The organism is Alcaligenes sp. SORT26, from assembly GCF_017377875.1.
GTDB lineage: Bacteria > Pseudomonadota > Gammaproteobacteria > Burkholderiales > Burkholderiaceae_B > Alcaligenes > Alcaligenes parafaecalis.
Window position 1 is genome coordinate 2,016,149 of the sequence record NZ_CP070975.1, and the last position, 26,172, is coordinate 2,042,320.

The following is a 26,172-nucleotide window of genomic DNA, read 5'->3' on the forward strand; positions in this document are numbered from 1 at the left end:
GGTCAGAAAGGCAGGACGGGCGCATTCTGAACTCGCACGGCATCTCATGTATCAAGCCGCTCAAGCCGTCTGCCCCGGCCTCGGGGCGATTCAGACTGCTTGCCGCGGGCTGTTCTGGAATCCGGGATGCAAGCCCTGTGCTGTTCGAGCGGGGCGCTTGTACTTGGTCCGGGGGACCAAGTACCCCGTGAGTTCACAGGGCGCCCGGATTCCAGAACAGACAAGGGTACCGGTGCGCAGCACCGGCAAGTAGTCAAGCCCCGAGGCCGGGGCAGACGGCTTGAGCGGCGTCTTTCCTGAGACGACTTTTCTCAAAGAGCGCGATCAATGCTGAAGCACTCCTGATACACAACAACTGCTTCTCGCCCCACCCACAGACAAAAAAAGAGCCACCCCAAACAGGGTGGCCCTCTTGAACAGCTAGTTCCAACAATCAGAAAGACTTAAGCAGTCACTTTCTCTGCAGCCGGCTCTTCAACTTCAGCCGAACTACGGATCAGGTAATCAAAAGCGCTCAAAGCAGCCTTGGCACCCTCACCCGCAGCAATCACGATCTGCTTGAAAGGCACAGTCGTCACGTCACCAGCAGCAAACACACCTGCCAGCGAAGTAGCACCACGAGCATCAACCTCGATCTCGCCATGGCGCGACAAACCGACATCGCTACCCTTCAGCCATTCCGTGTTGGGCACCAGACCAATCTGGACAAACACGCCATCCAGCTTCAGGCTCTTGGCTTCCTGAGTCTGACGATCCAGGTAATTCAAACCCACCACCTTGGTGCCATCACCCAGAACCTCAGTCGTCTGAGCCTGCATGATGATCGACACATTAGGCAGACTGCGCAGCTTGGACTGCAACACCTGGTCAGCACGCAAAGCATCACCAAATTCGATCAAGGTAACGTGCTTGACCAAACCAGCCAGGTCAATCGCTGCTTCCACGCCGGAGTTACCGCCACCGACCACAGCCACATCCTTGCCCTTGAACAGAGGACCATCACAGTGCGGGCAATACGCCACGCCACGATTACGGTAATCCTGCTCACCAGGAACATTCAGCTCGCGCCAGCGGGCACCCGTTGCCAGAATGACGGACTTGGCTTTCAACTGAGCGCCACCATCCACATCCACGATGACCTGCTTGCCTTCACGGCGAATACCCTTGGCACGATGCAGATTCATGATGTCCACATCGTAGGTTTTAACGTGCTGCTCCAGCGCCGTTGCAAACGCAGGGCCATTGGTCTCAACCACCGAGATGTAGTTCTCGATCGACATGGTGTCCAGAACCTGCCCACCAAAACGCTCGGCCAGAACACCGGTACGAATACCCTTGCGAGCAGCGTACACAGCAGCGGCTGCACCAGCAGGACCACCACCGACGATCAGCACATCAAACTCGTCCTTGGCATTCAAGGCTTCAGCACGAGCCGAGTTATCGCCTGTGTCCAGCTTGGCCAGCAACTCTTCAGCACTGGCACGGCCTTGATGGAACATTTCACCATTCAAGAACACAGCCGGAACCGACATGATGTTGCGCTGCTGAACCTCGTCCTGGAACAGGGCACCGTCAATCGCCACGTGCTTGATACGTGGGTTGATCACGGACATGGCGTTCAGAGCCTGCACCACGTCAGGACAGTTCTGGCACGACAGCGAGAAATACGTTTCAAAAACAAAGTCGCCGGGCAGATTACGGATCTGCTCAATCACAGCGGCATCCAGCTTGATTTCATGGCCGCCCACTTGCAGCAAAGCCAGAATCAAAGAAGTAAATTCGTGTCCCATCGGGATACCCGCAAAGCTCACGCTAATGTCGGTACCGGGACGGTTAATTTGGAAGGAAGGCTTGCGCTCTTGCGCATCCACATCTTCGCGATAGCTGGTCTTGTCGGACAAGCCATCAATTTCTTGCAACAGCTCGCGCAGCTCGACGGACTTGGCGCCAGTATCCAGCGTTGCAACGATCTCGATCGGTTGCGTGATCTTCTCGAGGTAAGCCTTCAATTGAGTTTTGATGTTTGCATCTAACATGTGAAACGCCCTTTATCCTGTACTGAACGAAACAACTTGAGGTGCCTGAACCGGTCAGGCACCGGGGTGGCGGCGCAGCGCGCCGACCACCGCTTAAGACCCGTGTTTAAAAGGTCTTAGATCTTGCCAACCAGATCCAGGGAAGGAGTCAGCGTCTTGGCGCCTTCTTCCCATTTAGCTGGGCAAACTTCGCCGGGGTGAGCAGCGATGTACTGAGCAGCTTTAACTTTGCGCAGCAGTTCGGAAGCCACACGGCCGATGCCGTTGTCGTGGATTTCCAGAACCTTGATTTCGCCTTCTGGGTTCACCACGAACGTACCGCGCAGAGCGATACCTTCTTCTTCAATCAGCACTTCAAAGTTGCGCGAAAGCTGATGAGTTGGGTCAGCCAGCATTGGGTAGTTAACTTTGCCAATGGCGTCCGACGTGTCGTGCCATGCTTTGTGAGCAAAGTGAGTGTCGGTGGACACGGAGTAAATTTCCACGCCCAGTTTCTGGAACTCGGCGTAGTTCTCGGCCAGGTCTTCCAATTCGGTTGGGCAGACAAACGTAAAGTCGGCTGGGTAGAAAACGAAAACAGACCACTTACCCGCAACGGTTTCGTTGCTGACTTCGATAAATTTGCCGTTGTGAAAAGCTTGTGCTTTAAAAGGTTTGATGACGGTGTTGATCAAAGACATACATGCTCCGGTGAGTGATTAATCATTGATAGTGAGTTCATTATAGGAACCCCCTCTCAATTAGTAAAATTGATTAATGCAATAATGTTCATTGCTATTAGCTATCGCGCTTCGCATAAAAGCTTCTTTCTATGCGTCGCACAGACTTATGCTAACAGAGCTAGATGACAGCGCAACTATCAGCGTTCAAGCTATAAGGCTACTTCGCTGGATACGGTAGGCAAGGACTGCTTGGCACTGTCCAAACAGCGCGCAAAATCACGCCAAAACTGCGCATCCTCGCCTAAAGAAACATTGATGCGCATATATGTAGATGGTTGCTGTTGCGGGGAAAACAAGGCCCCAGGCACCAATAAATGCCCTGGCCGGCCCAACGCGCGCACCAGACTTTCCGTATCCACGCCGGTATCGACCCACACAAACATGCCCGCCTGAGGCGGTGCATCCGGAGCCAAGCCTAGCTGAGCCAACTGCTCCAATGTTCTATGCCTATCGCTATCCGCATGGCGGCGCAGGCGCTCCAGATGTTTACGATAGGGGCCGTCTACCAGCACCCGGTGAATAACCCGCTCGCCCAGCTCCGGCGAAGTCAGCCCAGCCAGCATTTTCAAATTCACCAGAGCCTGCAAAAGTTCAGGGGCAGCCGCCATATAGGCCACCCGCAAACCGGCTGCCATCACTTTGGAATAACCACCCACCAAAGTGACCCGATTCAACTGATCCAATTGAGCCAGACGACAAGCCGGATGAGCATGCAGCTCGCTATAGGTGTCGTCCTCAATAATGTGGAAATCCCAGGTCTGAGCCAAGGTCAGAATGCTATGCGCCACAGCCGGACTCAAGCTAAAGCCGGTTGGGTTATGCACAACGGTATTTAAAATGACCAGACGAGGACGGTGTTCACGCGCCAACTGTTCCAATACCGCCAGGTCCGGGCCATCTGCTCGACGCGGGAGGCTCAATACTCGTACGTCCACAACAGCCAGACGTGCGAACAGCAAATACCAGGCCGGATCTTCTACGACGACGGCATCGCCCGGACGCAACCAATGGCGCAGGATCAAATCCAGGGCCTGCGTCACACCACTGCACAATAAAAGCTGGGTATCAGGATCTGCCTGTATACCGCCATCCTCCAACTGCCCGGCAATATGCTGACGCAAAGGACGATAGCCATGTGAATGCCCATAGCCCAGCAAGTTGGACCCCGCACTGCGACTGACCTGCCGCAAGGCGGCCAGAATCATGTCGTTGTCCAGCCACTGACGGGGAATGCCTGCACTGTCACTATGCCCCATGAAACTATTCAGCATCCAGTTCACATCAATCTTGCGTGGCTCGTTCTTTTCCACATGCAAGGACTCGGAGCGTAAACGCCGGGGGCTGCGCACCCGCACAAAAAAACCCGAGCCAGGACGGGATTCCACCAGTCCCAAAGCCATCAGCTTGTCGTAGGCCGCGACCACCGTATGGGTGCTGACACCGGCAGATTGCGCCAGCTTGCGTACTGAAGGCAAACGGCTGCCACCCCGGTAACGCAAATGCAGAGCTTGCTGCACCCAGGCAACCAACTGGTCGCTAAGCGTATTGTCCGAGCCCCGCACCGGCTGCCAATCCATCCATTCCATGATGCTGACCTTTTACGTAGAAAACCGACTGTAGCGGAAGTTTGACCAGTACAGCCTGACCCACTGATTGATTAACTGTATTGCAACTGTATCGCTTATTTATTTTAAGCTCAAAGGTGTCAACAACCTATTTTTCATCCGTGGTGATTTTCATGAGCCGCAGCACCAGCCTTCCCATTCCCTCTTCTGCTCCTGCCTTGCTGACCTATCTCTACGCCTTTATCGGCGTCATGGTCTTTGCCTTCACCCTGCCCATGACACGGCTGGCGGTGCAAAGCTTTGATCCCTGGCTGATCGGAATGGCGCGAGCAAGCATCGCAGGTGTCTTTGCGGCCATCATTTTGCTGGCTACACGCAGCCGTCGCCCTACCGCGTCGGAGTGGCGGGGAATCGCTCTGTCCTGTACCGGTGTGATCGTGGGCTGGCCCGTGTTCTCTTCCATTGCCATGCAAACCGTGCCGTCCTCGCACGGGGCAGTGTTAAGTGGCCTGATTCCCTTGGCGACGGCCATTGTGGCCTCGGCACGCAGCGGCGAACCCTTGAGCCGCCGCTTCTGGATGTTGAGCCTGCTGGGTGCTGTACTGGTCCTGCTCTATGCTTTCTATATTGGTGAAGGCGCCCTGCAAACCGGGGATATCTGGCTGGCCCTGGCTGTCTTCATGTCTGGCGTAGGCTATGCCGAAGGGGGCCGTGTCGCTCGTACCCTGGGCGGCTGGCGTACCATCTGCTGGTGTCTGGCAGCCAGCCTGCCGCTGACCATTCCCGCCACCTTGTGGCTGGCCTTCCCCATCAGCGAAATGCCCTCCTCCCAATCCATCATGGCCTTGCTCTACCTGGCCCTGTTTTCATCCTTGCTGGGCTTCTTTCCCTGGTACAAAGCGATGGCGATGGGCGGGGTGGCCCGTATTGGTCAGGTACAACTGGCCCAACCTTTCCTGACGGTACTGATTTCGGCGGTGTGGTTAAGCGAGCAAGTCGACCTGCTGACCTGGCTGTCCTGCATCGTCATCATCGCCATTATTGCCGCCAGCCGACGCGCCTGAAAATGCAATGAGAAGGCGGCTAAATACAGCAAGGGCATATTCACCTAACTAATACTTCGTTCCCAGCGTAGGCGCGCGCAAGCACACTGGCTCATCATCCCATGAACCATGTAAGGCAATAGCGCGGCCCACGCGATTCCAATTCGTGCAGGGCCGGTGCTGGTATTGCCGCAAGGACATCTGATCATGCCCGCCCAAGCCCCTGCCGCGCTTGCTCTAAGCGCCCGGCCCTTGATGCTGTGGAAACAACTGCGCGACGACCTGCAGCAAATCGCGCACGAACACGCCGATGCCGTGCTGGCCAGCTCTCTGGCCGCGGAAGACATGGTGCTGTTTCACGCCATGTCCATCTATACCCCCGACTTGCAAACCATCACCCTGGATACGGGTCGCCTGCACGAAGAAACCTTGCAGTTGGGCCAAGACATTCAGCAGCACTACGAACGCCCCATCCTGTTCTTTCACCCCGATCCGGACCGGGTTCAGGAACACGTGCAAACCCATGGCACACATGCTTTTTATGAAAGCGTGGAGTTACGCAAAGAATGCTGCGCGATCCGCAAAGTGGAGCCACTGCGCCGTGCCCTGCAAGGACGTTCGGCCTGGATTACCGGCCAGCGACGCGAGCAAACCGCCAGCCGCACGGACCTGGCCAGCAAGGAATATGACAGCGTCTTTGGTCTGGAAAAATTCAACCCGCTGATCGAATGGACCCAGGACGATGTCTGGGCCGTAATCCGTGGGTTAAGCATCCCCTACAACGCGCTGCACGATCAAGGCTACCCCTCCATTGGCTGCGAGCCCTGTACGCGCGCCATTCGCCCCGGTGAAGATGTGCGCGCCGGGCGCTGGTGGTGGGAACAGCGCGACAGCCTGGAATGCGGCCTGCATGCCAGCAATCTGAATAGCAGTGTCAACACCTGAAGGAAACTCATGGGCGAACCTCTCTCCAACCGTACTCACCTGGACTGGCTAGAAGCCGAGGCCATTTTTATTCTGCGCGAAATCGCGGCTGAAGCTGAAAAACCCGTGCTGCTGTTCTCCGGCGGCAAGGACTCCGCCGTGCTGCTGCAACTGGCTCAGAAAGCCTTTGCACCCGGCCCCCTGCCCTTTCCTTTGATGCATGTGGACACTGACCATAACTACCCTGAAGTCATTGAGTTTCGGGATCGTCGTGCGACCGAGCTGAATGCTGAGCTGATTGTGCGCAGCGTGGAAGATTCCATCGCTCGCGGCACGGTCGTGCTGCGCCATGAAACAGCCAGCCGTAACGGCGCCCAGGCCGTCACCTTGCTGGAAGCCATTGCCGAGTTTGGCTTTGATGCCTGTTTCGGTGGTGCCCGCCGCGATGAGGAAAAAGCCCGCGCCAAGGAACGCATCGTGTCGTTCCGCGACGAGTTCGGCCAGTGGGACCCTAAAGCACAACGTCCCGAGCTGTGGCACCTGTTCAATACCCGTATTCACAAGGGCGAGAACCTGCGCGTTTTCCCCATTTCCAACTGGACCGAGCTGGACGTGTGGCAATACATCCAGCGCGAAGCCATTGATCTGCCTTCCATTTACTACACACACTCACGCGAGGTCGTGGAGCGTCAGGGCCTGATCGTGCCCATCACCCCGCTGACTCCCTTGCTGGACGGCGAAACCTCCGAGTGGCGCGATGTGCGATTCCGCACCGTAGGCGATATTTCCTGCACCTGCCCGGTGCTCTCTACCGCTGCGTCCGTGCAGGACATTATTGCTGAAACCGCCTTGGCCACCATTACCGAGCGCGGCGCGACCCGCATGGATGACCAGACCTCTGAAGCCTCCATGGAACACCGCAAGAAACAAGGATATTTCTAATGAACACAGTCAATGATGCCTGGCTCCAGGCCGCCGATCAGGGTGTACTGCGCCTGATTACCGCGGGCTCTGTGGACGACGGAAAATCCACCTTGATCGGACGTTTGCTGGTGGATAGCCAGGGCGTATTTGCCGACCAGATCGCGGCCATCCAGCGCTCCAAATACAAACGTGGCGAGGACGCCGAACCCGATCTGGCCTTGCTGACCGATGGTCTGGAAGCCGAGCGCGAACAGGGCATTACTATTGATGTGGCCTATCGCTACTTCGCCACGCCAAAACGCAAATTCATCGTGGCCGACACTCCAGGGCACGAGCAATACACCCGTAACATGATTACGGGAGCGTCCACCGCCCAGGCCGCCATCATCCTGATTGATGCACACCGCGCCAAAGACGGCCAACTGCTGACCCAGACCAAGCGCCACAGTACTGTCGCCAAGCTGCTGGGCCTGCGTCATATCGTGGTGGCCGTGAACAAGATGGATCTGGTGGATTGGGATCAGGCCGTATTCGACCGCATTCACGAAGCCTATCGCCAACTGGCTGCGCAACTGGGGATTGAACACTTTCAAATCATTCCCTTGTCGGCCCTGAAAGGCGAGAACATTACGCAGGCTTCGCCCCACACGCCCTGGTACACAGGCCTGCCACTCTTGCCTTTGCTGGAATCTCTGGATTTGCGCGAAGACATTCAACGCCCTGCCCGACTGTTTGTGCAGTGGGTGGCGCGTCATGGCGGCAGTCGCGCCGATGGCTTCCGTGGCTATGCGGGTCAGTTAAGTGGTGGCCGCATACAGGTTGGCGATAGTGTTCAGGTATGGCCCAGCGCGAAAACGGCGGTGGTGACACAACTGTTCCGGGCAGGCGAAGAGCAGATTCAGGTTAGCGACGGCGATGCCGTCACCCTGGTGCTGGACCGAGAGCTGGATATTTCCCGTGGGGATTTGCTGACACTGGCCCACGATCAGGTCAGCACCAGCAAGAACTTTGATGCGCAACTCTGCTGGCTGGACGAGCAGGCCTTGAACACCACCCGCTTCTACTGGTTGAAACAGGGGACGCGTCTGACACAAGCCAAAGTTCAGGCGGTGCATGCGTTACGGGACGTCCACAGCTTGCAGGAGCAAGAGGCTGCTGGCACCTTATCTTTGAATGATATTGGCCGCGTCAGCCTGGTCAGCCGGGACCCGCTGGTACTGGATGATTACCAGGATCACTCCAGCACCGGTTCCTTTATCTTGATCGACCCCAGCACAAACCAGACCGTCGCCGCCGGTCTGGTTCAAAAATCCGCCTGAGGTCTAGCGCCCAGGCTTAGCGCTTGGCACGTACCAACGCGAGGGACTGTTCAGCAATGATCAGTTCCTCGTTTGTTGGTATGACCAGTACACGCACCTGACTATCATCCGTGGAAATCACGGTGCCCCCAGCCTGATTACGCGCTGGGTCAATTTTCACACCCAACCACTCCAGATGCTGGGCAATGCCTGCACGAATAGAGGGGCTGTGCTCGCCAATACCGGCCGTGAACACCAGCGTATCCAGGCCCTTCAAGGCTACGCACAAACCCGCCAGATTTTCAGCAGTGTGATAGCAGAAGTACTCCACCGCCAACTTGGCGCGAGGGTCATCCGAGGCCTCCAGAGCACGCATATCCGCCTGATCGCCCGACAGACCTTTCAGACCGGACTGGGTGTACAGCACAGATTGAATTTCATCGTGCTCCATACCCTGCTCCAGCATCCACAAGACGACGCCCGCATCCAGACGGCCCGGACGCGTGCCCATAGGCAGGCCATCCAAAGCCGTAAAGCCCATGGTGGTGTGAACACTGCGCCCTTCTTTCAAGGCGCAGGCAGACGCGCCGGAACCCAAGTGAGCCACCACGACACGCCCATCCGCCAGTTCGGGGATCTCGCGCTGCAAATGCTGGGAAATATAATGGTAAGACAGGCCATGAAAACCGTAGCGGCGCACGCCCTGTTCAAAGAAACGACCCGGCAAGGCAAAGTGCTGCAAGTGCGGAGCATGGCCTTGGTGGAACGCGGTATCCAGACACGCTACCTGGAAAATTTCCGGATAGTGCTCGAAGATAACTCGCACAGGCGCCAGGTTATTTTGTTGATGCAAAGGTGCCAGGGGCGACAGGCTATCCAGATATTCCAAGACCTCGGGTGTCAGACGCACACTGCTGTCATAACGAGCGCCCCCGTGCACAATGCGGTGACCCACCGCAATAGGCCGCCCATCCACATGCTCCAGCAACCAGCGCGCCACTAAAGCCTGGGCCGTATGCAAGTCTTTGGCCTGTTCGCCATCCAGATCCTGCTTGACCATGGATTGACCTTGGGCGTCTTTCACCTTGAAGGCTGGCTGAGAACTGCCAATACCCGACACCTGACCGCCAAACTCGAAATCCAGCCGATCGCCCGGCTGGACTTTATACATATGAAACTTCAGGCTGGAGCTGCCTGCGTTAATGACCAGAATCTGCTCGCTCATGAGTGCTGGGCCTCCACAGCAACTTTACGTTCCAGATGACCGGCGTAGATGCTGGCAACGGCGCACGAAGCCATGCGGGTCTGCGCACTGTCGGCGCGGCTGGTCAGAATGATAGGTACACGCGCGCCCATCACAATACCGGCTGCCTGGGCTCCAGACAGAAAGGTCAGATTCTTAGCCAGCATATTGCCCGCTTCCAGATCGGGAGCAACCAGAATCTGCGCCTTGCCCGCGACGGGCGACACAATGCCTTTAATACGCGCCGCTTCCGGGCTGATGGCGTTATCCAGCGCCAAGGGGCCATCGAGCACGCCGCCGGTAATCTGGCCACGATCTGCCATTTTGCACAGCGCTGCCGCTTCCAGCGTGGACGGGATTTTTTCTGTGACCTGCTCGACGGCAGACAGGATCGCCACCAGAGGTTTGCCCAAGCCCAGGCCGAGGTGCAAATCAATGGCGTTTTGCACAATGTCCGCTTTGGTGCTGAGGTCCGGGAAAATATTGATCGCGCCGTCCGTCACAAACAGAGGCTTTGGGTAACTGGGCACATCCATGATGAAGACATGACTTAAGCGACGGCCCGTACGCAAGCCTTTGCCCTGGGTGCACAGCACGGCCTGGATCAGCTCGTCAGTGTGCAGGCTACCTTTCATCAATAACTGGGCGCGCCCGGCCAGCACTTCTTCCACGGCTCTTTCTGCCGAGGCGTGGCTATGCGGCGTATCAATCAGGGTGACGCCTTCCAGGCTGAAACCATGCTCTGCTGCCACAGAATGCAAGCGGGCCTGGGGCCCCACCAACACAATCTCGAACAGGCCTAGGGCACGCGCCTGCAAAGCTGCCCCCAAAGACACGTCATCGCAAGGGTGAGCCACCACACAAATCCGACTGTGCTCTTTACGAGCTTGCTCGATCAATCGGGAATAATGACTGGAAGGCCCAGTACGATCAGCAGCCGCGGGGGCCGTATCCAAGCCAGCAGGGTGATTCATGGTAGATGACTCCTTGGAGATGAACGAAGGCTAACCCACTACTTAAGCATTTATCTGAGCGCCTGTCTTTGATGGCGAACAGAGAAACTTCAATATTTTGCCTATAACTCTTTTAAGACGGCTATGAATGAAGCATAAAAAGTAAAGATTTAAAAAAATCCGGTTTCGCACATTGCGAACCGGATTTTTTATTTTATGGCGGCTTATTTAAATAAAAGCCAAGTTGTACGCCCTTTACTCTGTGGCTAAAGGCCCAGGTCACTCAGGCTGGGATGCTCGTCAGGACGCCGCCCCAAAGGCCAGTGGAACTTGCGCTCCGACTCTGAAATGGCCACATCATTAATGCTGGCATGGCGCACGGCCATATAGCCATGCTCATCAAATTCCCAGTTCTCATTTCCATAACTACGCCACCATTGGCCGTATTCATCTTGCCATTCGTAGGCAAAGCGCACCGCAATCCTGTTTTCTTGCCAGGCCCAGAGTTCTTTAATCAAACGATATTCACGCTCTTTTTGCCATTTGCGTTCTAAAAAAGATTGGACCTGATCGCGCCCCTGCGGAAATTCGCTGCGATTACGCCAGCGAGTATCCACGGTATAGGCCTGTGAAACCTTGACTGGGTCACGACTGTTCCAGGCATCCTCTGCAGCACGCACTTTCTGGCGAGCACTCTCCTGCTCGAAGGGTGGCAAGGGAGGACGTTTATCCATAGTGATCTCCTAGAAAACAAGAGTAGACCAGACAGTCTAGCGGTAAAACGTAAACAGACTCTTACTGGCCTGAATCGGCCCATGCTGCTTGCTCAAACTCCGTCACCAGAAAGTCGATAAAGGCTTGCACCCGTGCCGAGCGGGAACGACCGGGCGGGGTCAGCAAATGCAGGGTCAGACCGGGCAAATCCCATTGAGGCAGAACGACCTCCAGCAAGCCTTGCTCCACCATATCGCCCAACAAAAACTGAGGTAGTACGGTCAGCCCCAAACCTTGGAGCAAAGGCGGGATCAAAGCCTGAGCGTTATTGACTTGCAGGGTGCAGGGCACGGTTTGGGAGTAATGCTCTTTCCCCTGCTGGAAGCGCCAGACGCTGCCTCTTCGTTCGTAGGCGTAACGCAGGCTGATGTGTTGGGCCAGATCGCTGGGGTGGCTGGGTCGGCCATATTTCGTCAGGTAAGCCGGAGCGGCTACCAGCCGCAAGCGCAGATTGCATAAACGGCGTACCAGGAGGCTGGAGTCATCCATGGAGGAAATGCGCAAGGCCATGTCAAAGCCCTGTTCGACGATGTTTACTTGGGCATCGTTAAAGTGCAGGTCCAGCAACACCGCCGGGTGCTTTTCCATGAAAGCAGGCAACAAGGGCGCCAGGTGTTCCAGACCAAAGGACATGGGGGCCGCTATTTTGATGCGCCCTTGCAGGCTCTCTCGTTGATCACGGGCCAGGGCTTCGGCGCTTTGCCCGGCAGCAAGAACGGCCTGGGCCTGCTCCAGGCTAGCCTGCCCGGTTTCTGTCAGGGACAGGCGTCGGGAGGTGCGGTGAAACAAGGACACTTGCAGTTGTTTCTCCAGGCGTGCAATGGCCTTGGAAACGGTGGGCTGGGAAAGCCCCAGCACGTCAGCCGCTTGGGCAAAGGAGCCGGTTTCTGCCACGGTGGCGAAGATGGCCCAGGCTTGTAGGTCTGGAAGTGTTTTCATGAATATTTTGGAATGAATACTATGCGATTGATTCTATTTTATTCAATCGACAAGGCGCTTAGAATTCTTTTTAGTATCCAATATTAAGGAGCGCATCATGATTGAACATCGGCCTTTTAATGAGCTGGGCGGCGCCAACCACGGCTGGCTGGACGCCAAGCATCATTTTTCTTTTGCGAATTACTACGATCCTGATCGTATGGAATGGGGTCCCCTGCGTGTCTGGAATGACGACACGATTGCGCCCAATACCGGCTTCCCGCCTCATGATCATGCCGATATGGAGATCATTACGTATGTGCGTGAAGGGGCGATCAGCCATCAGGATAGTTTGGGTAATAAGGGTCGTACGGAAGCAGGCGATGTGCAGGTCATGAGTGCTGGCACGGGTATTCGCCATGCGGAGTACAACCTGGAGACTGTCACGACTCGGATTTTCCAGATCTGGATTCAGCCTGAACAGCGTGGTTTACCACCTGCCTGGGGAGCCAAGCCTTTTCCCAAGGATGAGCGTTCGGGGCAGTTTGTAGCTTTGGCCAGTGGTTTTGAGGGCGACACGGAGGCTTTGCCTATTCGTGCCCAGGCTCGTGTGCTGGGGGCGACGTTGAAGAAAGGGCAGAGCACGGTTTTGTCTTTGCCTGCGGATCATCTGGCTTATCTGGTCCCTGCTACCGGGCGGGTTTCGGTGAATGGTCTGGAGTTGAATGCCCGCGATGGGGCGGCGGTTCGCAATGAGACTACGCTGGAAATTCAGGCGCTGGAGGATGCTGAGCTGGTGCTGGTTGAGACGGCGCAGTAATTGCTGATGGGCTGTGTTGAGGATGGGGGGGAGCGATTTGGGCTCCCCCTTCTTCTTTTTTTGGTTCTGATGTTCTGTTCTTTTGTTGTTCTGTTTTTCAAGAACTAAACGCAGGTAAGAGAAGATGATTGTTTTTTAGATGTCATATTTTAGATGTCAGATGTCGGCTCAATAATTGAACAAACTGACAGGACATTTAAAGGGGCCGGGCAGGTTGCTGACGCAAGGTCACTTGTTCGGTACTCGGCCTTGTCAGAAAGACGCCACTTGGAACCCAGTCAGAGGTGTCCGGGCTGAGCACTTGCCGGTGCTGCGCACCGGTGCCCTTGTCTGTTCTGGAATCCGGGCGCCCTGTGAACTCACGGGGTACTTGGCCCCCCGGACCAAGTACAAGCGCCCCGCTCAAACAGCACAGGGCTTGCATCCCGGATTCCAGAACAGACCGCGGCAAGTACTCTGAATCGCCCTGACACCTCTGACTGGGTTCCAAGCGGCTCGCATCGTGAAGCAAAGTAAGGCCGAAACGTAACTTAGATGGCGCTTTATGGGCTAATTGATGATGGATTCAGGGGTATTTTGTGTGGCTTATTTTCTTGTCATGAAAAACGATGCTGGGAGTGGACAACCTCGCTTGTCTGTTTTTGGTCTTGATTTGAAAAGCAGGCCTGATTTTTTGTTTAGGTAAAGTAAACAATTCCCTCTTTTTCTCCCCTTTCCTATTCTGTAGAGCTTTCCCTTTACGGAAACTGGCTCATAAAGCAGATCGAAATCTCTCCTTTTCTCTGATTAAACTGTTTGTTCTCAATCAACAAGCGTCTGTGCTGCAACAATATCGTTACAATTGTTGTAACGCCAATTTTCAACTCTTCTTAATGCACGCGAACTCACCGTGTCCTCTCCCAACCAGTATTTTGTTCTGATCGTCCCTGCCTGCGCGGCATTGCTGGGCATCGCAATGATTTACTGCTGGAGCCGTCTACGCGATCACCGTTATTTGCTCTGGATTGCTTCGGGGTATATCTCCACGGCTATTCCTATGGGGATTCATAGTCTGATGCCCAATGGGCTATTGGCGCGCTGGACTCTGCCTTTGTCGGCCATGTATTTGTTTGGTGTCTGGGCTTTGTCTCATGGGGTCGCGTTGCGTTTTGGCGGGCGTGCTCATCCCAGGCTGGCTTGGGCGATCATGTTCAGCACACTGGGGCTGCTTTTTTATTTTTCCCAGATTGATGATGATCTCTGGCTACGTTTGCAGATTCTGAACTGGGGCTTGGCCTTATTGGTCGCCCTGCCCGTCAAGTCAATCTTGTCCAGCAGGGCGCGCACGATTCCTTTGGCAACACTGTTGCGGGCCTCTTATCTGACGGCTCTGCTCTATGCTTTTGTTCGTGTGTTTGCGCTGGCCACGCTGATCCCTCGCGAGCTGCAGCCGGAGCTGACCCGCTCCGGCTTTTGGCTCGTGATGTTAGCGACCAATATGTTCATCAGCATTTGGGTCGCGCTGGCTATTTTGACCAGTACGGCCATGTCGATTGTGCAGACGCTGGATCATGAGCGCAGCCGGGACCCTTTGACTCGTTTGTTGAATCGTCGTGCGTTTTTCGAGCAGGTTAAAAAGCGCCTGGAACTATATGGTCATAGTGGCTGGGCGGTCATGACTTGCGACTTGGACCATTTCAAGATGGTCAATGACACCTGGGGCCATGCTGCGGGCGACCGGGCCTTGAAGGAGTTCGGGGCTTTGCTGGCTCGCACGGTGAGGCAGGATGATTTGGCGGCCCGCTTCGGGGGCGAGGAGTTTGTCTTGCTGATACGCAGTGCCAGCCTGCATACCGCCGTGCTGGTTGCCGAGCGTTTGCGCAGCAGTGTGATGAATCTGCATATCCCCGCCACAGCCCATACGCTGACGGCCAGTTTCGGAGTGGTTCAGCTCAGCAGCAATGGCGACATCAACCTGGCCATTGAACAGGCCGACCAGCTTTTGTATGAAGCCAAACATGCTGGCCGCAACAAGGTCGTTTGGAAGGCTTCCTGAGTTATTCCTCCTGCTTGCTGATACCCTTACAGTCTCTTTTTCAAGACAGCCCTGTTAGAGGCTGATTGATCGGATTATCACAGCAAAGCCGGGGGCGTTCACGCCTCCCAGGAGACCTCATGTCACTTACCGAACTTAGCGCCAGCGATCTGCTGGCAGGTCTGGAAAAAAGCCAGTTCAGCGCCCGCGAGATTGCCGACGAGCTGCTCAAACAATCACAAGAAATGGCCCATTTAGGCGGTCTGGCTCATTTGAATTCGGAGCTGTTTTATCAGCAGGCAGATCAGTCCGACGCACGCCGCGCCCGTGGCGAGGCCTTGGCGCTGGACGGCGTGCCTTTGGTGATGAAAGACAATCTGAACACCACAGACATGCCCACCACATCCAGCACCGGCGCCCTGCAAGGCCGCATGCCGCTGAAAGATGCGGATGTGGTCGCACAATTGCGTAAAGCCGGTGCTGTGCTACCCGCCAAGTCCGTGATGCACGAACTGGCTTTTGGCATTACGACCAATAACGCCACCACCGGCCCCAGCCGCAACCCGTATGACCCGAACCGCATCCCCGGTGGCTCTTCCGGCGGCACCGCGACGGTGGTGGCGGCTCGTCAATTCCCGGCCGGTTTGGGTACGGATACGGGCGCTTCTGTGCGTCTGCCTGCAGCGCTTTGCGGCCTGTACGGTTTCCGTCCTACCGTGGGCCGTTATTCGGGCCAAGGCATTGTGCCTTTGTCCCCTACCCGCGATACGGCTGGCCCCATGACTCGCAGTCTGGCTGACATCAGTCTGCTGGACAGCTTGCTCTGCCAGAAAGCCCCGTCTGTTATCGCCACTCCATCCTTGAAAGAACTGCGTCTGGGCGTACCCCGTGACAGTTTCTGGAAAGAGATGGATGCCGGTGTAGCCGACGTCACTCTGGCATTTCTGGATGATTTGCAAAAAGCCGGTGTCACGCTGGTCGATGTAGATCTGTCCCCGGTTCTGAAAATCAATGCCCGTGTTGGCATGCCGATTGTGCTGTACGAGACCTTGCAGAACCTGCCTTTGTATCTGGCCGAAAACAAGTACGGCATTGGTCTGGACGAGCTGATTGCCGGTATTCACAGCACGGACGTAAAAGAGATTTTCGATGCCATTACGGGCGACTACACCATCAGCCAGGAAGCCTACGAAGAAGCGCTGAATGTAGACCGCCCCCTGATGCAGCAAGCCTATGCAGACCTGCTGCGCCAGTCCAATGTAGGTGGCTTGATCTTCCCGACCAGCCCACTGACTGCCTGCCCGATTGGCGATGATGAAACCACCATGATGAACGGCAAGGCAGTACCTACGTTCAACACCTATATCTCGCGTACTGATGTGGGCTCTAACCTGGGTGCACCGGGTATCTCCCTGCCTATCGGCTTGTCGGGTGGTTTGCCGGTAGGGATGCTGATTGAAGCCGGTATCGGTGCGGATGATCAGTTGCTGGCTCTGTGCCGCGCAATTGATCCTTTGTTGCCAGCAACGCCAGCACCGGATTTGAGCAAACGTCCTACCGTAGCTTAATCCGTCCTCAGCGCTCCAAGGCTGAGTAAATGCCCCAATAAAGGCACCTTCAGCTTAAGAAAACAGGCCAGCTTCGTCAGGAAGTCTGGCCTGTTTTCTTTTCGACTAGTATCCATCGAAAGGACTAGCCCCCTTTCCTTGCCTAAACCACAGCCAACCGGATACAAGCCAAGCCATACATATTTCAGTTGAAAGCAGCGATCTTGAAACGCTAAACTAAATACTGTGTTTCTATACAGATACCACCACTTGCTGCTGGCTATAAATAGCAATTCTGGCCTCTCTACCCACTCTCTCCCCTGCAGCCTGGCCCAACCTGCCCACAGTTCATTCATTGCCCCCCTCCCCCACCTACCTGCAAGCAAGCACGCTCTCTGTTAAGAACACATCCCTTGAACAAACATGGTTCCGATATAAAAAAAGACCAATGAACACACAGATTCTTTTATTACGCGGCGTCATGCCTACCGGCAAAAACAAAGTGCTGATGGCACCGCTGCGGGCGGCTCTGGAAGCGGCTGGTTTGCGGGACGTCAGAACCTATATTCAAAGCGGCAATGCCATTGTGTTCACGGAGCTTGAACAGCCGGAACTGGAGCAACTGGTTCATCACGCCATCAAGGAAAACCTGGGTGGGGATATTCAGGTGATTGCCCGGACACCGGCTTATTTCATGCAAGTCATGGCCAACAATCCCTTCAAGGACCAGCCCCCCAGCCAACTTTATTTCACCTTGCTGCGTTCACCGGCAGACAGCGCCTTGCTCCATGCCTTCCATGCCCTGGAGCACGAACCCGATCAGGTACGCGTCATTGATGACATCGCCTATATCGTGTGCGCGACCCGGTATAGAGACCTGAAAGCCAACAATAATTTCATCGAGAAAAAGCTCAAGGTCATTGCCACCACACGCAACTTCAACACGATGAGCAAGCTGATTGCCTTGAGTACGGGGAATTAGGTAGTGGTTTACAGAGCACCACAATAACTGAGCATTCGCTACTCCCTAAAGGAGCAGCATCAAGCAAACCAGCGCAATGTTCTCAGTAGAGAGGTCAGGCCCGAACACCCCTGGATGCGGCCAGATATCCTTCCCGCAGAAACAGAAAAAACGGGAAGGCCAATGATGGGCCCACCGCCAGGCACAAAAGGGGCAACCACAGACGTCGCATCGCAATCCGGTTCCCCTCAACAAGAATAAACACGGCAACTGCAATACCCGAAACTAAAACATCTGCCCAGGCAAAAGCGGAGATAGGGCTGGAGGTGGCTTGCTGTAGCAAGAGCGGTAGATTCAGCCCATAGGCGGAGAGCCACGGCACAAACTGCGACAGAGGTAATGCCGCGCCGAGGACGGCAAGAAGAAGGTAGATGTTCCGCACGATGTTTTTGCTTTGTCCAAGATGTAGTGGGAGGCACTGGATCGTGCATTCTCCTATACGAACTGCTCTGTATACCGGATAGGCTCCTGTCGAACGTCACTGAGCTTTGAGCTTGCTTATTGTTCATCGCTTAATTTTAAATCGTGTTTACTGATCCATATATTGAGGCGAGCATCGGGAAGCTGCCTAAACGGTGCGGCTGCTTTCAACCCTAAGCAGACAATTATTTCATCCTCACCCGGATTCCCCGAACTTAAATTTCGACATATCTGGCATAAACTCATAAAACAGCGGGCATTGAGGGTTCGACTTTTCTACAGCCACAAGCATCATGGGCAAGTCCTGCAGCCTGAACTGCTGCAGCGATAGGATGAACATTCCTTCCGCAATAGTTCGTAGGAACAAGGTGATCTCTTCCATCTCGTCGTGAATATTTATAGCTTCGCCTTTCACCATTCCCCATACAGGCACGCGAATTCGGCCGTCCGCTTGCACTTTGAAGTTAGTGATCTCTGTTTGCTTTTCATCGCGAGCGTGCTCTGCATAGTTTCTCAAGTTGACAATGCGACGAATGCTGTCTACCTGGTCAGTCACAAACTTCAACAGGCTGCTGTCAGCATCCACTACAGTTACCAAAGTCCGCACGAGGTAATCGAAGTTTGAGCTTTCCTTAACCGGCACGTACAGACGGGGAATTCCGCATATTGCTCGAATCACCTTGTTGGCAATGATGAGGAAATTATTGGCTTCGTGCTGCAAATCCTTAACTTGGGGAAAAGGATTAAATCCGCGGCCGTAGTTATCTCTTTGAAGATCATTGCGTTCAACCTTTGCAATGATTTCCCTTACCTGGCTGCTCACTCGTTGGCTGATCTGTTGACACTGCAATAGCTCTTCCTTGATCTTATGCATATGCCGAAGCAGGACCTCCTTGCCTACTCCAGCAGGCAAACTTACAGCCTTGAGTAACTCGCTGCTTTGAATGCACAAGCGCGACACGATCTCGTTGCCAGACCCCGCCTTCATATCAACAGTGCAGACCCAGGGAGCATTAGGATTTATCCGCTCTGGATCTACATCTTCAGGGCTGCGAAGCTGGGCGGTAGCGTCGACCTTATAGATTTCCATAAAGGTTCCGTAGCTCACCATCTGGGTTATTGGGCCTGTACCTTCCTTGAACTCGAATTTTCCCGCACCATCACGTGCTGGCATTGAAACCTTTGGCGGCTCATATTTCTTGGCAATCATGGCTGCCCTCCGTTAGTAGTCATTGTCCTGTGTTCCACACGAATGGGAAAGTGAGCACGTATGAATTTACAAAGCTGGCAAACAGAAACGGGGGGCTTTGTCGCCAGCTGTGTCGTATCTACCTTATGTCCGCTCCTGACCGAAAGCAGCCAACTGTTTGGTGTTTGCTCCATAAATGGACTCCGACATCCATAAAGCCAGCCAAACAAGGCGTTTTCAGAACTTTCTACCAGTCCTCCTCTGGTTCCATATCCTCCGCTGATACCCAGTTGGACTGCCATTCAAAGTTCAGAACTGAGTAGCGAAAGCTCAAACCTCAGCGCCCCCTCCCCCCCACAATCCCACGCCCCAGGACAAATATGTAACACCTGACCCCTGGTGCTCTTGAAATTAGCAAAGTCGTCCCTATAATTAGCACTCGAAGGGGTTGAGTGCTAAAACGCCTCGCCCCCCAATCGGACTCACAACTAAAGTCATATTAAACAGGAGTTTCTCCATGGCACTGCGTCCTTTGAACGATCGTGTGATCGTCAAGCGTCTGGACAACGAACGCACCACCGCTTCCGGTATCGTTATCCCCGAGAGCGCGACTGAAAAGCCCGATCAAGGCGAAATCCTGGCCGTTGGCCCCGGTAAGAAAACCGAGGACGGCAAGGTTCTGGCGCTGGATCTGAAGGTCGGCGACAAAGTTCTGTTTGGCAAGTACTCCGGCCAAGCCGTCAAGATCGACGGTGAAGAGCTGCTGGTGATCCGCGAAGAAGAAATCTTCGCCGTGATCGAATAAGTACCGCCAACAAAATTCAATAGGATTCAAACCATGACTGCAAAACAAGTGTATTTCGGCGACGAAGCACGTACCCGCATCGTCCGCGGCGTCAACATTCTGGCTAACGCTGTCAAGACCACCATGGGCCCTAAAGGCCGTAACGTGGTTCTGGACCGCTCTTTCGGCGCTCCTACCGTTACTAAAGACGGTGTGTCCGTTGCTAAAGAAATCGAACTGAAAGACAAGTTCGAAAACATCGGTGCTCAACTGGTTAAAGAAGTTGCTTCCAAGACTTCCGACAACGCCGGTGACGGTACGACTACCGCTACTGTGCTGGCTCAAGCCATCGTTGAAGAAGGCCTGAAGTTTGTTGCCGCTGGCATCAACCCAATGGACCTGAAGCGCGGTATCGACAAGGCTGTTGTTGTGGTTGTTGACGAACTGCGCAAGCTGTCCCGTCCTTGCACCACCAGCAAAGAAATCGCTCAAGTCGGTTCCATCTCGGCCAACAGCGACCACTCCATTGGTGAGATCATCGCCAATGCCATGGACAAAGTCGGCAAAGAAGGCGTGATCACCGTTGAAGACGGCAAATCGCTGGAAAACGAACTGGACGTGGTTGAAGGTATGCAGTTTGACCGCGGCTACCTGTCCCCTTACTTCATCAACAACTCCGAGAAGCAAGTTGCTGTTCTGGAAGATCCGTTTGTGCTGATTTTCGACAAGAAAATCTCCAACATCCGTGATCTGCTGCCCGTATTGGAGCAAGTTGCCAAGACCAGCCGTCCTTTGCTGATCGTTGCTGAAGACGTGGAAGGCGAAGCCCTGGCTACTCTGGTTGTGAACAACATCCGCGGCATCCTGAAGACCACCGCTGTTAAGGCTCCTGGCTTTGGCGACCGTCGTAAAGCCATGCTGGAAGACATCGCTATCCTGACTGGCGGTACCGTGATCTCCGAAGAAACCGGTATGTCTCTGGAAAAAGCGACTCTGGACGATCTGGGTCAGGCCAAGCGTATTGAAGTGGCCAAAGAAAACACCACGATCATCGACGGCGCTGGTAACGGCACCGACATCGAAGCTCGCGTGAAACAAATCCGCGTTCAGATCGAAGAGTCCACTTCCGACTACGACCGTGAAAAACTGCAAGAGCGCGTGGCCAAGCTGGCTGGCGGTGTTGCTGTGATTCGCGTTGGCGCTGCCACCGAAGTCGAAATGAAAGAGAAGAAAGCCCGCGTTGAAGACGCCCTGCACGCTACTCGCGCAGCCGTCGAAGAAGGTATTGTTCCTGGCGGTGGCGTTGCACTGATTCGTGCCCGCGCTGCTGTTGCCCAACTGGCTGGCGACAACACCGACCAAGACGCTGGTATCAAACTGATCCTGCGTGCTATCGAAGCTCCTTTGCGCACTATCGTTTCCAACGCCGGTGAAGAAGCCAGCGTGGTTGTGAACCAAGTGGCCAGCGGCACCGGCACTTACGGCTACAACGCAGCTACCGGCGAGTACGGTGACCTGGTTGAGCAAGGTGTTCTGGACCCAACCAAAGTAACCCGCACTGCTCTGCAAAACGCAGCTTCGATCGCCAGCCTGTTGCTGACAACCGAAGTGGCCGTGTCGGAAATCGTGGACGACAAACCTGCTCCAGCCATGCCTGACATGGGCGGTATGGGCGGCATGGGTGGTATGGGCGGCTTCTAAGCCACTTGTCAGCACCCCGATTCGGGCAGGAATTGATCACTTCTGCCCTGATCGCCACGCTTTTAGTACAAAAACCGGATGGAATTCTCCATCCGGTTTTTTTTCGCCCGAGCAAACCCCTATAATCAGGGCACTTCAATCTGCAACCCTCTTCATGTCAGACTCTCCATTCAAAAGCAAAGGCGGCCTGGGCCGCTTGTTCAATGCCTTGCGCTACTCGGGGCAAGGCTTGGCTGCCGCCCTGCGTCATGAAGCCGCCTTTCGCCAGGAACTGGCGCTGGCCGTGATTCTGACGCCACTGGCCTTCTGGCTGGGCCAAAGCCCGCTGGAGATTCTGGTCTTGCTGGCCACGCTGGTCTTTGTGCTGGTGGTGGAGCTGTTGAACTCCGCCCTGGAAGCCCTGGCTGACACCATTACCCTGGAGCATCACCCCTTGATCGGGCGCGCCAAGGATCTGGCCAGTGCAGCCGTGCTGATGTCCCTTATTTTTGCTGGTGCCGTCTGGCTCAGCTTTTTGTATAGCCGTTTACTTTCCTGATTCCCATGACATTCATAGAAAAACTGAACCGTGCCTGGACGGACAACCAATCCATGTTGATGGTGGGTCTGGACCCAGACCCTGCCCGCCTGCCTTTGGAGCTGGCCGACAAACCCGGCGCGATTTATGAGTTCTGCAAAGCGATCGTGGACGTCACGGCCGACTACACCTGTGGCATCAAGCCACAGATTGCTTACTTTGCCGCTCAGGGTGCCGAGGATCAGTTGCAGGATCTGTGCGACTACATCCGCAGCCGCTACCCTCACCTGCCCATCGTGCTGGACGCCAAGCGCGGGGACGTGGGTTCGACGGCCGAGCAATACGCACGCGAAGCCTTTGAGCGCTATCGCGCAGACGCCGTCACCGTCAGCCCCTACATGGGCTTCGACTCGGTAGAGCCTTACCTGGAATATACGGATAAAGGCGTGATTGTGCTGTGCCGCACCTCCAACCCTGGTGGCTCGGACCTGCAATTCATGGAAATGGCTGACGGCACGCCGCTGTACCTGCACGTGGCCAGCCTGGTCGCGGAGAAATGGAACAAGAACGGCCAATGCGCCCTGGTTGTGGGTGCAACCTTCCCAGAGGAAATCGGCAAAGTGCGTGCCCGTATTGGTGACATGCCTTTATTGGTGCCCGGCATTGGCGCACAAGGTGGCGATGTGGTGGCGACTGTTGCAGCCGGTATGGACTCGCAAGGCAATGGCATGATGATCAACTCGTCGCGCGCTATTCTGTACGCCAGCCGTGGGCATGATTGGCGTGATGCTGCTCAAGCCGCGGCGATTGCTACACGCAATGCCATTAATGATGCACGGAACAAATAAGGCTGAATGACGAACTTCCCGGCCTGCTAAGCAGAACGGGAAACGACGCCAGCCTGTAACTGCAGGAATAGCGACAGCGACAGCGACAGCGACAGCGACAGCGACAGCGACAGCGACAGCGACAGCGACAGCGACAGCGACAGCGACAGCGACAGCGACAGCGACAGCGACAGCGACAGCGACAGCGACAGCGACAGCGACAGCGACAGCGACAGCGACAGCGACAGCGACAGCAATTAGTATAGATACAAGAAAGCCCCGCTCACTTGGATTCAATCCCAAATGAGCGGGGCTTTTTATTTATTAAGCGATGACCGATAAGTCCGGCTCAGGCTCAGCCTGAACCTTAAGCGCAAGAAGCAACTTACCCCTGCTGAGCCACGAACCCCAGGCCATGGTCTGACCTGCATTTCAGGCAGTAGGAGCAGTGTCGATCCGACACTGCTCCTGCCACAAGCTCAAAAACTAAACCAGGCCTACGTTTCGACTCTGGCACTGGCTCAAATTCTGGTTTGAGTTTGGCTTTGGCTTTGGCTTTGGCTTTGGCTTTGGCTTTGGCTTTGGCTTTTAATCCTAGCTCAAGCCTGGTCCCGGTTACGCCACTGCTTCAGCTCCGGGCTATCAGCCCCCAGCAAACTCTCCAAAGCCTGCTCGGTATGCTCACCTAGCTGCGGCGGAGCCATGCGATAGGACACCGGACTATCCGAGAAGCGCATCGGACTAGCGGTCATGCTGACCTTCCCTGCCTGACTATGATCCAGTTCAATCCGCATATTCCGCGCCTGAACCTGCGGGTGCGAGAACACACCATGCAGATCATTGATAGGCCCGGCTGGCACGCCGATCTTGTCCAGCGTCTCCAACCAGTAAGCGCTAGGATGCTTTTGCATTGCCGCGCTCAGGATCTGCTCCAGCTCATCCCTGTGCTTGACCCGTTGGCTATTGATGCGGAAACGCTCGTCCTCCACCACTTCCGGATGGCCGATCGCTTCGCAATAAGCCGCGAACTGACGGTTATTGCCAATCGCCACAATGATGTGACCATCCTGGGTCGGGAATACCTGATACGGCACCAGGTTCTGGTGTGCGTTACCGGCCCGCTTCGGTGCCTGCCCGCTAACCAGATAGTTCATGTTCTGGTTAGCCAACATGGCAACCTGACAGTCCAGCAAGGCAATGTCGATATGCTGGCCCAAGCCGCTGCGTGAGCGCTCGAACAAGGCGGCCAGAATGCTGCTGGTGGCATACATACCCGTCATCAAGTCTGCGACGGCGACCCCGGCCTTCTGGGGGCCACCACCGGGCTTGTCATCACGCTCGCCGGTCAGGCTCATCATCCCGCCCATGGCCTGAATCATGAAGTCGTAACCGGGGCGCTCGGCATAAGGGCCAGTCTGCCCGAAGCCGGTGATCGAGCAATAGATCAAACGGGGGTTGATCGCTTTCAGGCTGGCATAGTCCAGACCGTACTTGGCCAGACCACCCACCTTGAAGTTCTCCACCAGAATGTCGCATTCCCGTGCCATGGCACGCACCACATCCGCCCCAGCCTGACTGGCTATGTCCAGGCTGATCGACTGTTTATTACGGTTGGCCGACAAGTAGTAGGCCGCTTCAGCCGTATCTTCCTGCTCGGGCGTCTGCAAAAAGGGCGGCCCCCAGGCACGGGTATCGTCGCCGGTTTCAGGCTTTTCGATCTTGTAGACATTCGCCCCCAAGTCCGCCAGGTTCTGCGTACACCAGGGGCCAGCCAGAATGCGGGTCAAATCCAGAACCCGGATACCTTCCAAAGGGGCAGGACGACTGGCCTGCGGGGCGTGCTGATCGCTCACGTTAAGGTACTCCATTCAAAAACGATTAGTCCAACGTGATATCGGCTTGCTTGATCAGGCTGCCAAACTTCTCGTCTTCCTGACGCAGAAACTCGGCGTACTCGGCGGGAGTCGAGGAAATGATATCCACACCCTGACGACGGAAGGTTTCCACAAACTCGGCGTTCTCGCTGACGGTCTTCATGGACTGGCTCAGGCGTTCCACGATGTCGGCGGGTGTACCACTGCTGACGTGAAAACCGAACCAGGCAGTAACGTTATAGCCCTGATCCAAACCCAGCTCTGCAAAGGTAGGCACATTGGGCAACAGCGAGGAGCGCTCGGGGCCCGAGACAGCCAAAGGACGCACGGTATTGGCATTGATATGCGTGATAGCTGTGCCCATGCTGTCAAACATGAAGGAGATATGGCCGCCCAGCAGATCTGTCATGGCAGGCGCACTGCCACGGTAAGGAGCGTGAATGACGTCGATATTCGCCATTGTGGTGAACGCCGCTGCCGACAAGTGGGACGAGGAACCGTTCCCAAAGGAAGCGTAGGTCAAGTCTTCAGGCTTGGCTCGGGCGTGGTCGATCAGCTCTTGCCCCGTGCTAAAGGGGCTTTGCTTGGCGTTAACCACCAGGACGTTCTGCCCTTCTGCCACCAACGAGACGGCGGTCAAATCCTGTGCAGGGTCATAAGGCAGTTTTTTGTACAGGTGATTATTGACGACCGCCTGACCCACTGCAGCCAACAGGACGGTGTAGCCATCAGGAGCGGATTTAGCTACGAAGTCGGTAGCGATAATGCCGCTGGCACCCGGCTTGTTTTCCACAATGATGATCTGGCCCAGATCCTTGGACATTTGCTGTGCAACACCGCGGGCGATCACATCGGTCACACCGCCTGGCGTAAAGGGCACCACCAGACGAATCGGCTTGTCCGGATAGGCTGCTTGTGCAGTCAGGGAACAAAACATCAAGCCCATTCCGGCTAGAAGAGGAGCCACTTTATGGGCCAGAACTTTTTTCATGAATCACTCCAAACTTATTTTGTTCGATAATCGAACTTGATTATTAAATTGCTAAGTCTTGTTTTTT

The 26,172-nt window shown here is 55.2% G+C and carries 24 protein-coding genes; 12 read left to right on the plus strand and 12 right to left on the minus strand.

Annotation, left to right across the window (positions count from 1 at the left end; all coding sequences use genetic code 11):
- Nucleotides 1-443 precede the first annotated feature (443 nt).
- From ahpF to JYG33_RS09360, 3 genes are all read right to left on the minus strand, one after another.
- A complete protein-coding gene (gene ahpF / locus JYG33_RS09350; RefSeq protein WP_207875649.1) occupies nucleotides 444-2,036 on the minus strand; it encodes an alkyl hydroperoxide reductase subunit F in 1,593 nt (530 codons plus the stop codon).
- 116 nt (nucleotides 2,037-2,152) lie between these two features.
- A complete protein-coding gene (gene ahpC, locus JYG33_RS09355; RefSeq protein ID WP_153230902.1) occupies nucleotides 2,153-2,716 on the minus strand; it encodes an alkyl hydroperoxide reductase subunit C in 564 nt (187 codons plus the stop codon).
- A gap of 191 nt (nucleotides 2,717-2,907) precedes the next feature.
- Complete coding sequence (locus JYG33_RS09360) at nucleotides 2,908-4,344, minus strand: PLP-dependent aminotransferase family protein (protein ID WP_243430322.1); 1,437 nt, start codon at nucleotides 4,342-4,344, stop codon at nucleotides 2,908-2,910.
- Between the two features lie 152 nt (nucleotides 4,345-4,496).
- On the opposite strand from JYG33_RS09360, the gene JYG33_RS09365 reads away from it, so the two are divergent.
- The 4 genes from JYG33_RS09365 (at nucleotide 4,497) to JYG33_RS09380 (ending at nucleotide 8,533) form a co-directional block, all read left to right on the plus strand.
- Nucleotides 4,497-5,387: a DMT family transporter gene (locus tag JYG33_RS09365; RefSeq protein WP_207875650.1), complete on the plus strand. Its 891-nt coding sequence runs from the start codon at nucleotides 4,497-4,499 to the stop codon at nucleotides 5,385-5,387.
- 186 nt (nucleotides 5,388-5,573) lie between these two features.
- Nucleotides 5,574-6,311 carry a phosphoadenylyl-sulfate reductase gene (locus JYG33_RS09370; protein WP_207875651.1) on the plus strand — a complete coding sequence of 246 codons (738 nt, stop codon included), beginning with the start codon at nucleotides 5,574-5,576 and terminating at the stop codon, nucleotides 6,309-6,311.
- Between the two features lie 9 nt (nucleotides 6,312-6,320).
- Complete coding sequence (gene cysD, locus JYG33_RS09375; RefSeq protein WP_207875652.1) at nucleotides 6,321-7,232, plus strand: sulfate adenylyltransferase subunit CysD; 912 nt, start codon at nucleotides 6,321-6,323, stop codon at nucleotides 7,230-7,232.
- A complete protein-coding gene (locus JYG33_RS09380) occupies nucleotides 7,232-8,533 on the plus strand; it encodes a GTP-binding protein (protein WP_207875653.1) in 1,302 nt (433 codons plus the stop codon). The genes cysD and JYG33_RS09380 overlap by 1 nt, the downstream gene beginning before the upstream one ends.
- A 16-nt stretch (nucleotides 8,534-8,549) precedes the next feature.
- On the opposite strand, the gene JYG33_RS09385 is transcribed toward JYG33_RS09380, so the two are convergent.
- The 4 genes from JYG33_RS09385 to JYG33_RS09400 form a co-directional block, all read right to left on the minus strand.
- Nucleotides 8,550-9,737 carry an acetate/propionate family kinase gene (locus tag JYG33_RS09385; protein ID WP_207875654.1) on the minus strand — a complete coding sequence of 396 codons (1,188 nt, stop codon included), beginning with the start codon at nucleotides 9,735-9,737 and terminating at the stop codon, nucleotides 8,550-8,552.
- Nucleotides 9,734-10,729, minus strand: coding sequence for a phosphate acetyltransferase (locus tag JYG33_RS09390; RefSeq protein WP_207875655.1), 996 nt, complete (start codon nucleotides 10,727-10,729; stop codon nucleotides 9,734-9,736). Before JYG33_RS09390 ends, JYG33_RS09385 begins: the two co-directional genes overlap by 4 nt.
- A 245-nt stretch (nucleotides 10,730-10,974) precedes the next feature.
- Entirely contained in the window at nucleotides 10,975-11,442 is a 468-nt protein-coding gene (locus JYG33_RS09395) for a nuclear transport factor 2 family protein (RefSeq protein ID WP_207875656.1), read from the minus strand.
- Between the two features lie 61 nt (nucleotides 11,443-11,503).
- Complete coding sequence (locus JYG33_RS09400) at nucleotides 11,504-12,421, minus strand: LysR substrate-binding domain-containing protein (RefSeq protein ID WP_207875657.1); 918 nt, start codon at nucleotides 12,419-12,421, stop codon at nucleotides 11,504-11,506.
- A 97-nt stretch (nucleotides 12,422-12,518) separates the two neighbouring features.
- On the opposite strand from JYG33_RS09400, the gene JYG33_RS09405 reads away from it, so the two are divergent.
- The 3 genes from JYG33_RS09405 (at nucleotide 12,519) to iaaH (ending at nucleotide 16,802) form a co-directional block, all read left to right on the plus strand.
- Nucleotides 12,519-13,220: a pirin family protein gene (locus tag JYG33_RS09405; protein WP_207875658.1), complete on the plus strand. Its 702-nt coding sequence runs from the start codon at nucleotides 12,519-12,521 to the stop codon at nucleotides 13,218-13,220.
- Nucleotides 13,221-14,109: 889 nt separating this feature from the next.
- Nucleotides 14,110-15,255: a GGDEF domain-containing protein gene (locus JYG33_RS09410; RefSeq protein ID WP_207875659.1), complete on the plus strand. Its 1,146-nt coding sequence runs from the start codon at nucleotides 14,110-14,112 to the stop codon at nucleotides 15,253-15,255.
- A 119-nt stretch (nucleotides 15,256-15,374) separates the two neighbouring features.
- Nucleotides 15,375-16,802, plus strand: a complete 1,428-nt coding sequence (gene iaaH / locus JYG33_RS09415; protein ID WP_207875660.1) for an indoleacetamide hydrolase — start codon at nucleotides 15,375-15,377, stop codon at nucleotides 16,800-16,802.
- Here the strand turns inward: iaaH and JYG33_RS09420 are convergent.
- Entirely contained in the window at nucleotides 16,799-17,137 is a 339-nt protein-coding gene (locus JYG33_RS09420) for a hypothetical protein (protein WP_207875661.1), read from the minus strand. The genes iaaH and JYG33_RS09420 overlap by 4 nt on opposite strands.
- Nucleotides 17,138-17,229: 92 nt before the next feature.
- Between JYG33_RS09420 and JYG33_RS09425 the strand changes: the two genes are divergently transcribed.
- A complete protein-coding gene (locus JYG33_RS09425; RefSeq protein ID WP_207875662.1) occupies nucleotides 17,230-17,763 on the plus strand; it encodes a DUF1697 domain-containing protein in 534 nt (177 codons plus the stop codon).
- A gap of 655 nt (nucleotides 17,764-18,418) precedes the next feature.
- On the opposite strand, the gene JYG33_RS09435 is transcribed toward JYG33_RS09425, so the two are convergent.
- Nucleotides 18,419-19,432: a hypothetical protein gene (locus JYG33_RS09435; protein WP_207875664.1), complete on the minus strand. Its 1,014-nt coding sequence runs from the start codon at nucleotides 19,430-19,432 to the stop codon at nucleotides 18,419-18,421.
- A gap of 496 nt (nucleotides 19,433-19,928) precedes the next feature.
- Between JYG33_RS09435 and JYG33_RS09440 the strand changes: the two genes are divergently transcribed.
- The 4 genes from JYG33_RS09440 (at nucleotide 19,929) to pyrF (ending at nucleotide 23,261) form a co-directional block, all read left to right on the plus strand.
- Nucleotides 19,929-20,216: a co-chaperone GroES gene (locus JYG33_RS09440; protein WP_009454802.1), complete on the plus strand. Its 288-nt coding sequence runs from the start codon at nucleotides 19,929-19,931 to the stop codon at nucleotides 20,214-20,216.
- 33 nt (nucleotides 20,217-20,249) lie between these two features.
- On the plus strand, nucleotides 20,250-21,896 hold the full coding sequence (gene groL, locus JYG33_RS09445) for a chaperonin GroEL (RefSeq protein ID WP_207875665.1): 1,647 nt from the start codon (nucleotides 20,250-20,252) through the stop codon (nucleotides 21,894-21,896).
- A gap of 154 nt (nucleotides 21,897-22,050) precedes the next feature.
- Nucleotides 22,051-22,434, plus strand: a complete 384-nt coding sequence (locus JYG33_RS09450) for a diacylglycerol kinase (protein ID WP_207875666.1) — start codon at nucleotides 22,051-22,053, stop codon at nucleotides 22,432-22,434.
- Nucleotides 22,435-22,439: 5 nt separating this feature from the next.
- The gene (pyrF, locus tag JYG33_RS09455; RefSeq protein ID WP_207875667.1) at nucleotides 22,440-23,261 is read left to right on the plus strand and encodes an orotidine-5'-phosphate decarboxylase; all 822 of its coding nucleotides are present in this window, start codon (nucleotides 22,440-22,442) and stop codon (nucleotides 23,259-23,261) included.
- 26 nt (nucleotides 23,262-23,287) lie between these two features.
- Here pyrF and JYG33_RS09460 read toward each other — a convergent pair whose 3' ends face one another.
- From JYG33_RS09460 to JYG33_RS09470, 3 genes are all read right to left on the minus strand, one after another.
- Complete coding sequence (locus JYG33_RS09460; RefSeq protein WP_207875668.1) at nucleotides 23,288-23,497, minus strand: hypothetical protein; 210 nt, start codon at nucleotides 23,495-23,497, stop codon at nucleotides 23,288-23,290.
- Between the two features lie 342 nt (nucleotides 23,498-23,839).
- Nucleotides 23,840-25,093 carry a CaiB/BaiF CoA-transferase family protein gene (locus tag JYG33_RS09465; protein WP_243430323.1) on the minus strand — a complete coding sequence of 418 codons (1,254 nt, stop codon included), beginning with the start codon at nucleotides 25,091-25,093 and terminating at the stop codon, nucleotides 23,840-23,842.
- 25 nt (nucleotides 25,094-25,118) lie between these two features.
- Nucleotides 25,119-26,105 carry a tripartite tricarboxylate transporter substrate binding protein gene (locus JYG33_RS09470; RefSeq protein ID WP_207875670.1) on the minus strand — a complete coding sequence of 329 codons (987 nt, stop codon included), beginning with the start codon at nucleotides 26,103-26,105 and terminating at the stop codon, nucleotides 25,119-25,121.
- Nucleotides 26,106-26,172: the final 67 nt, after the last annotated feature.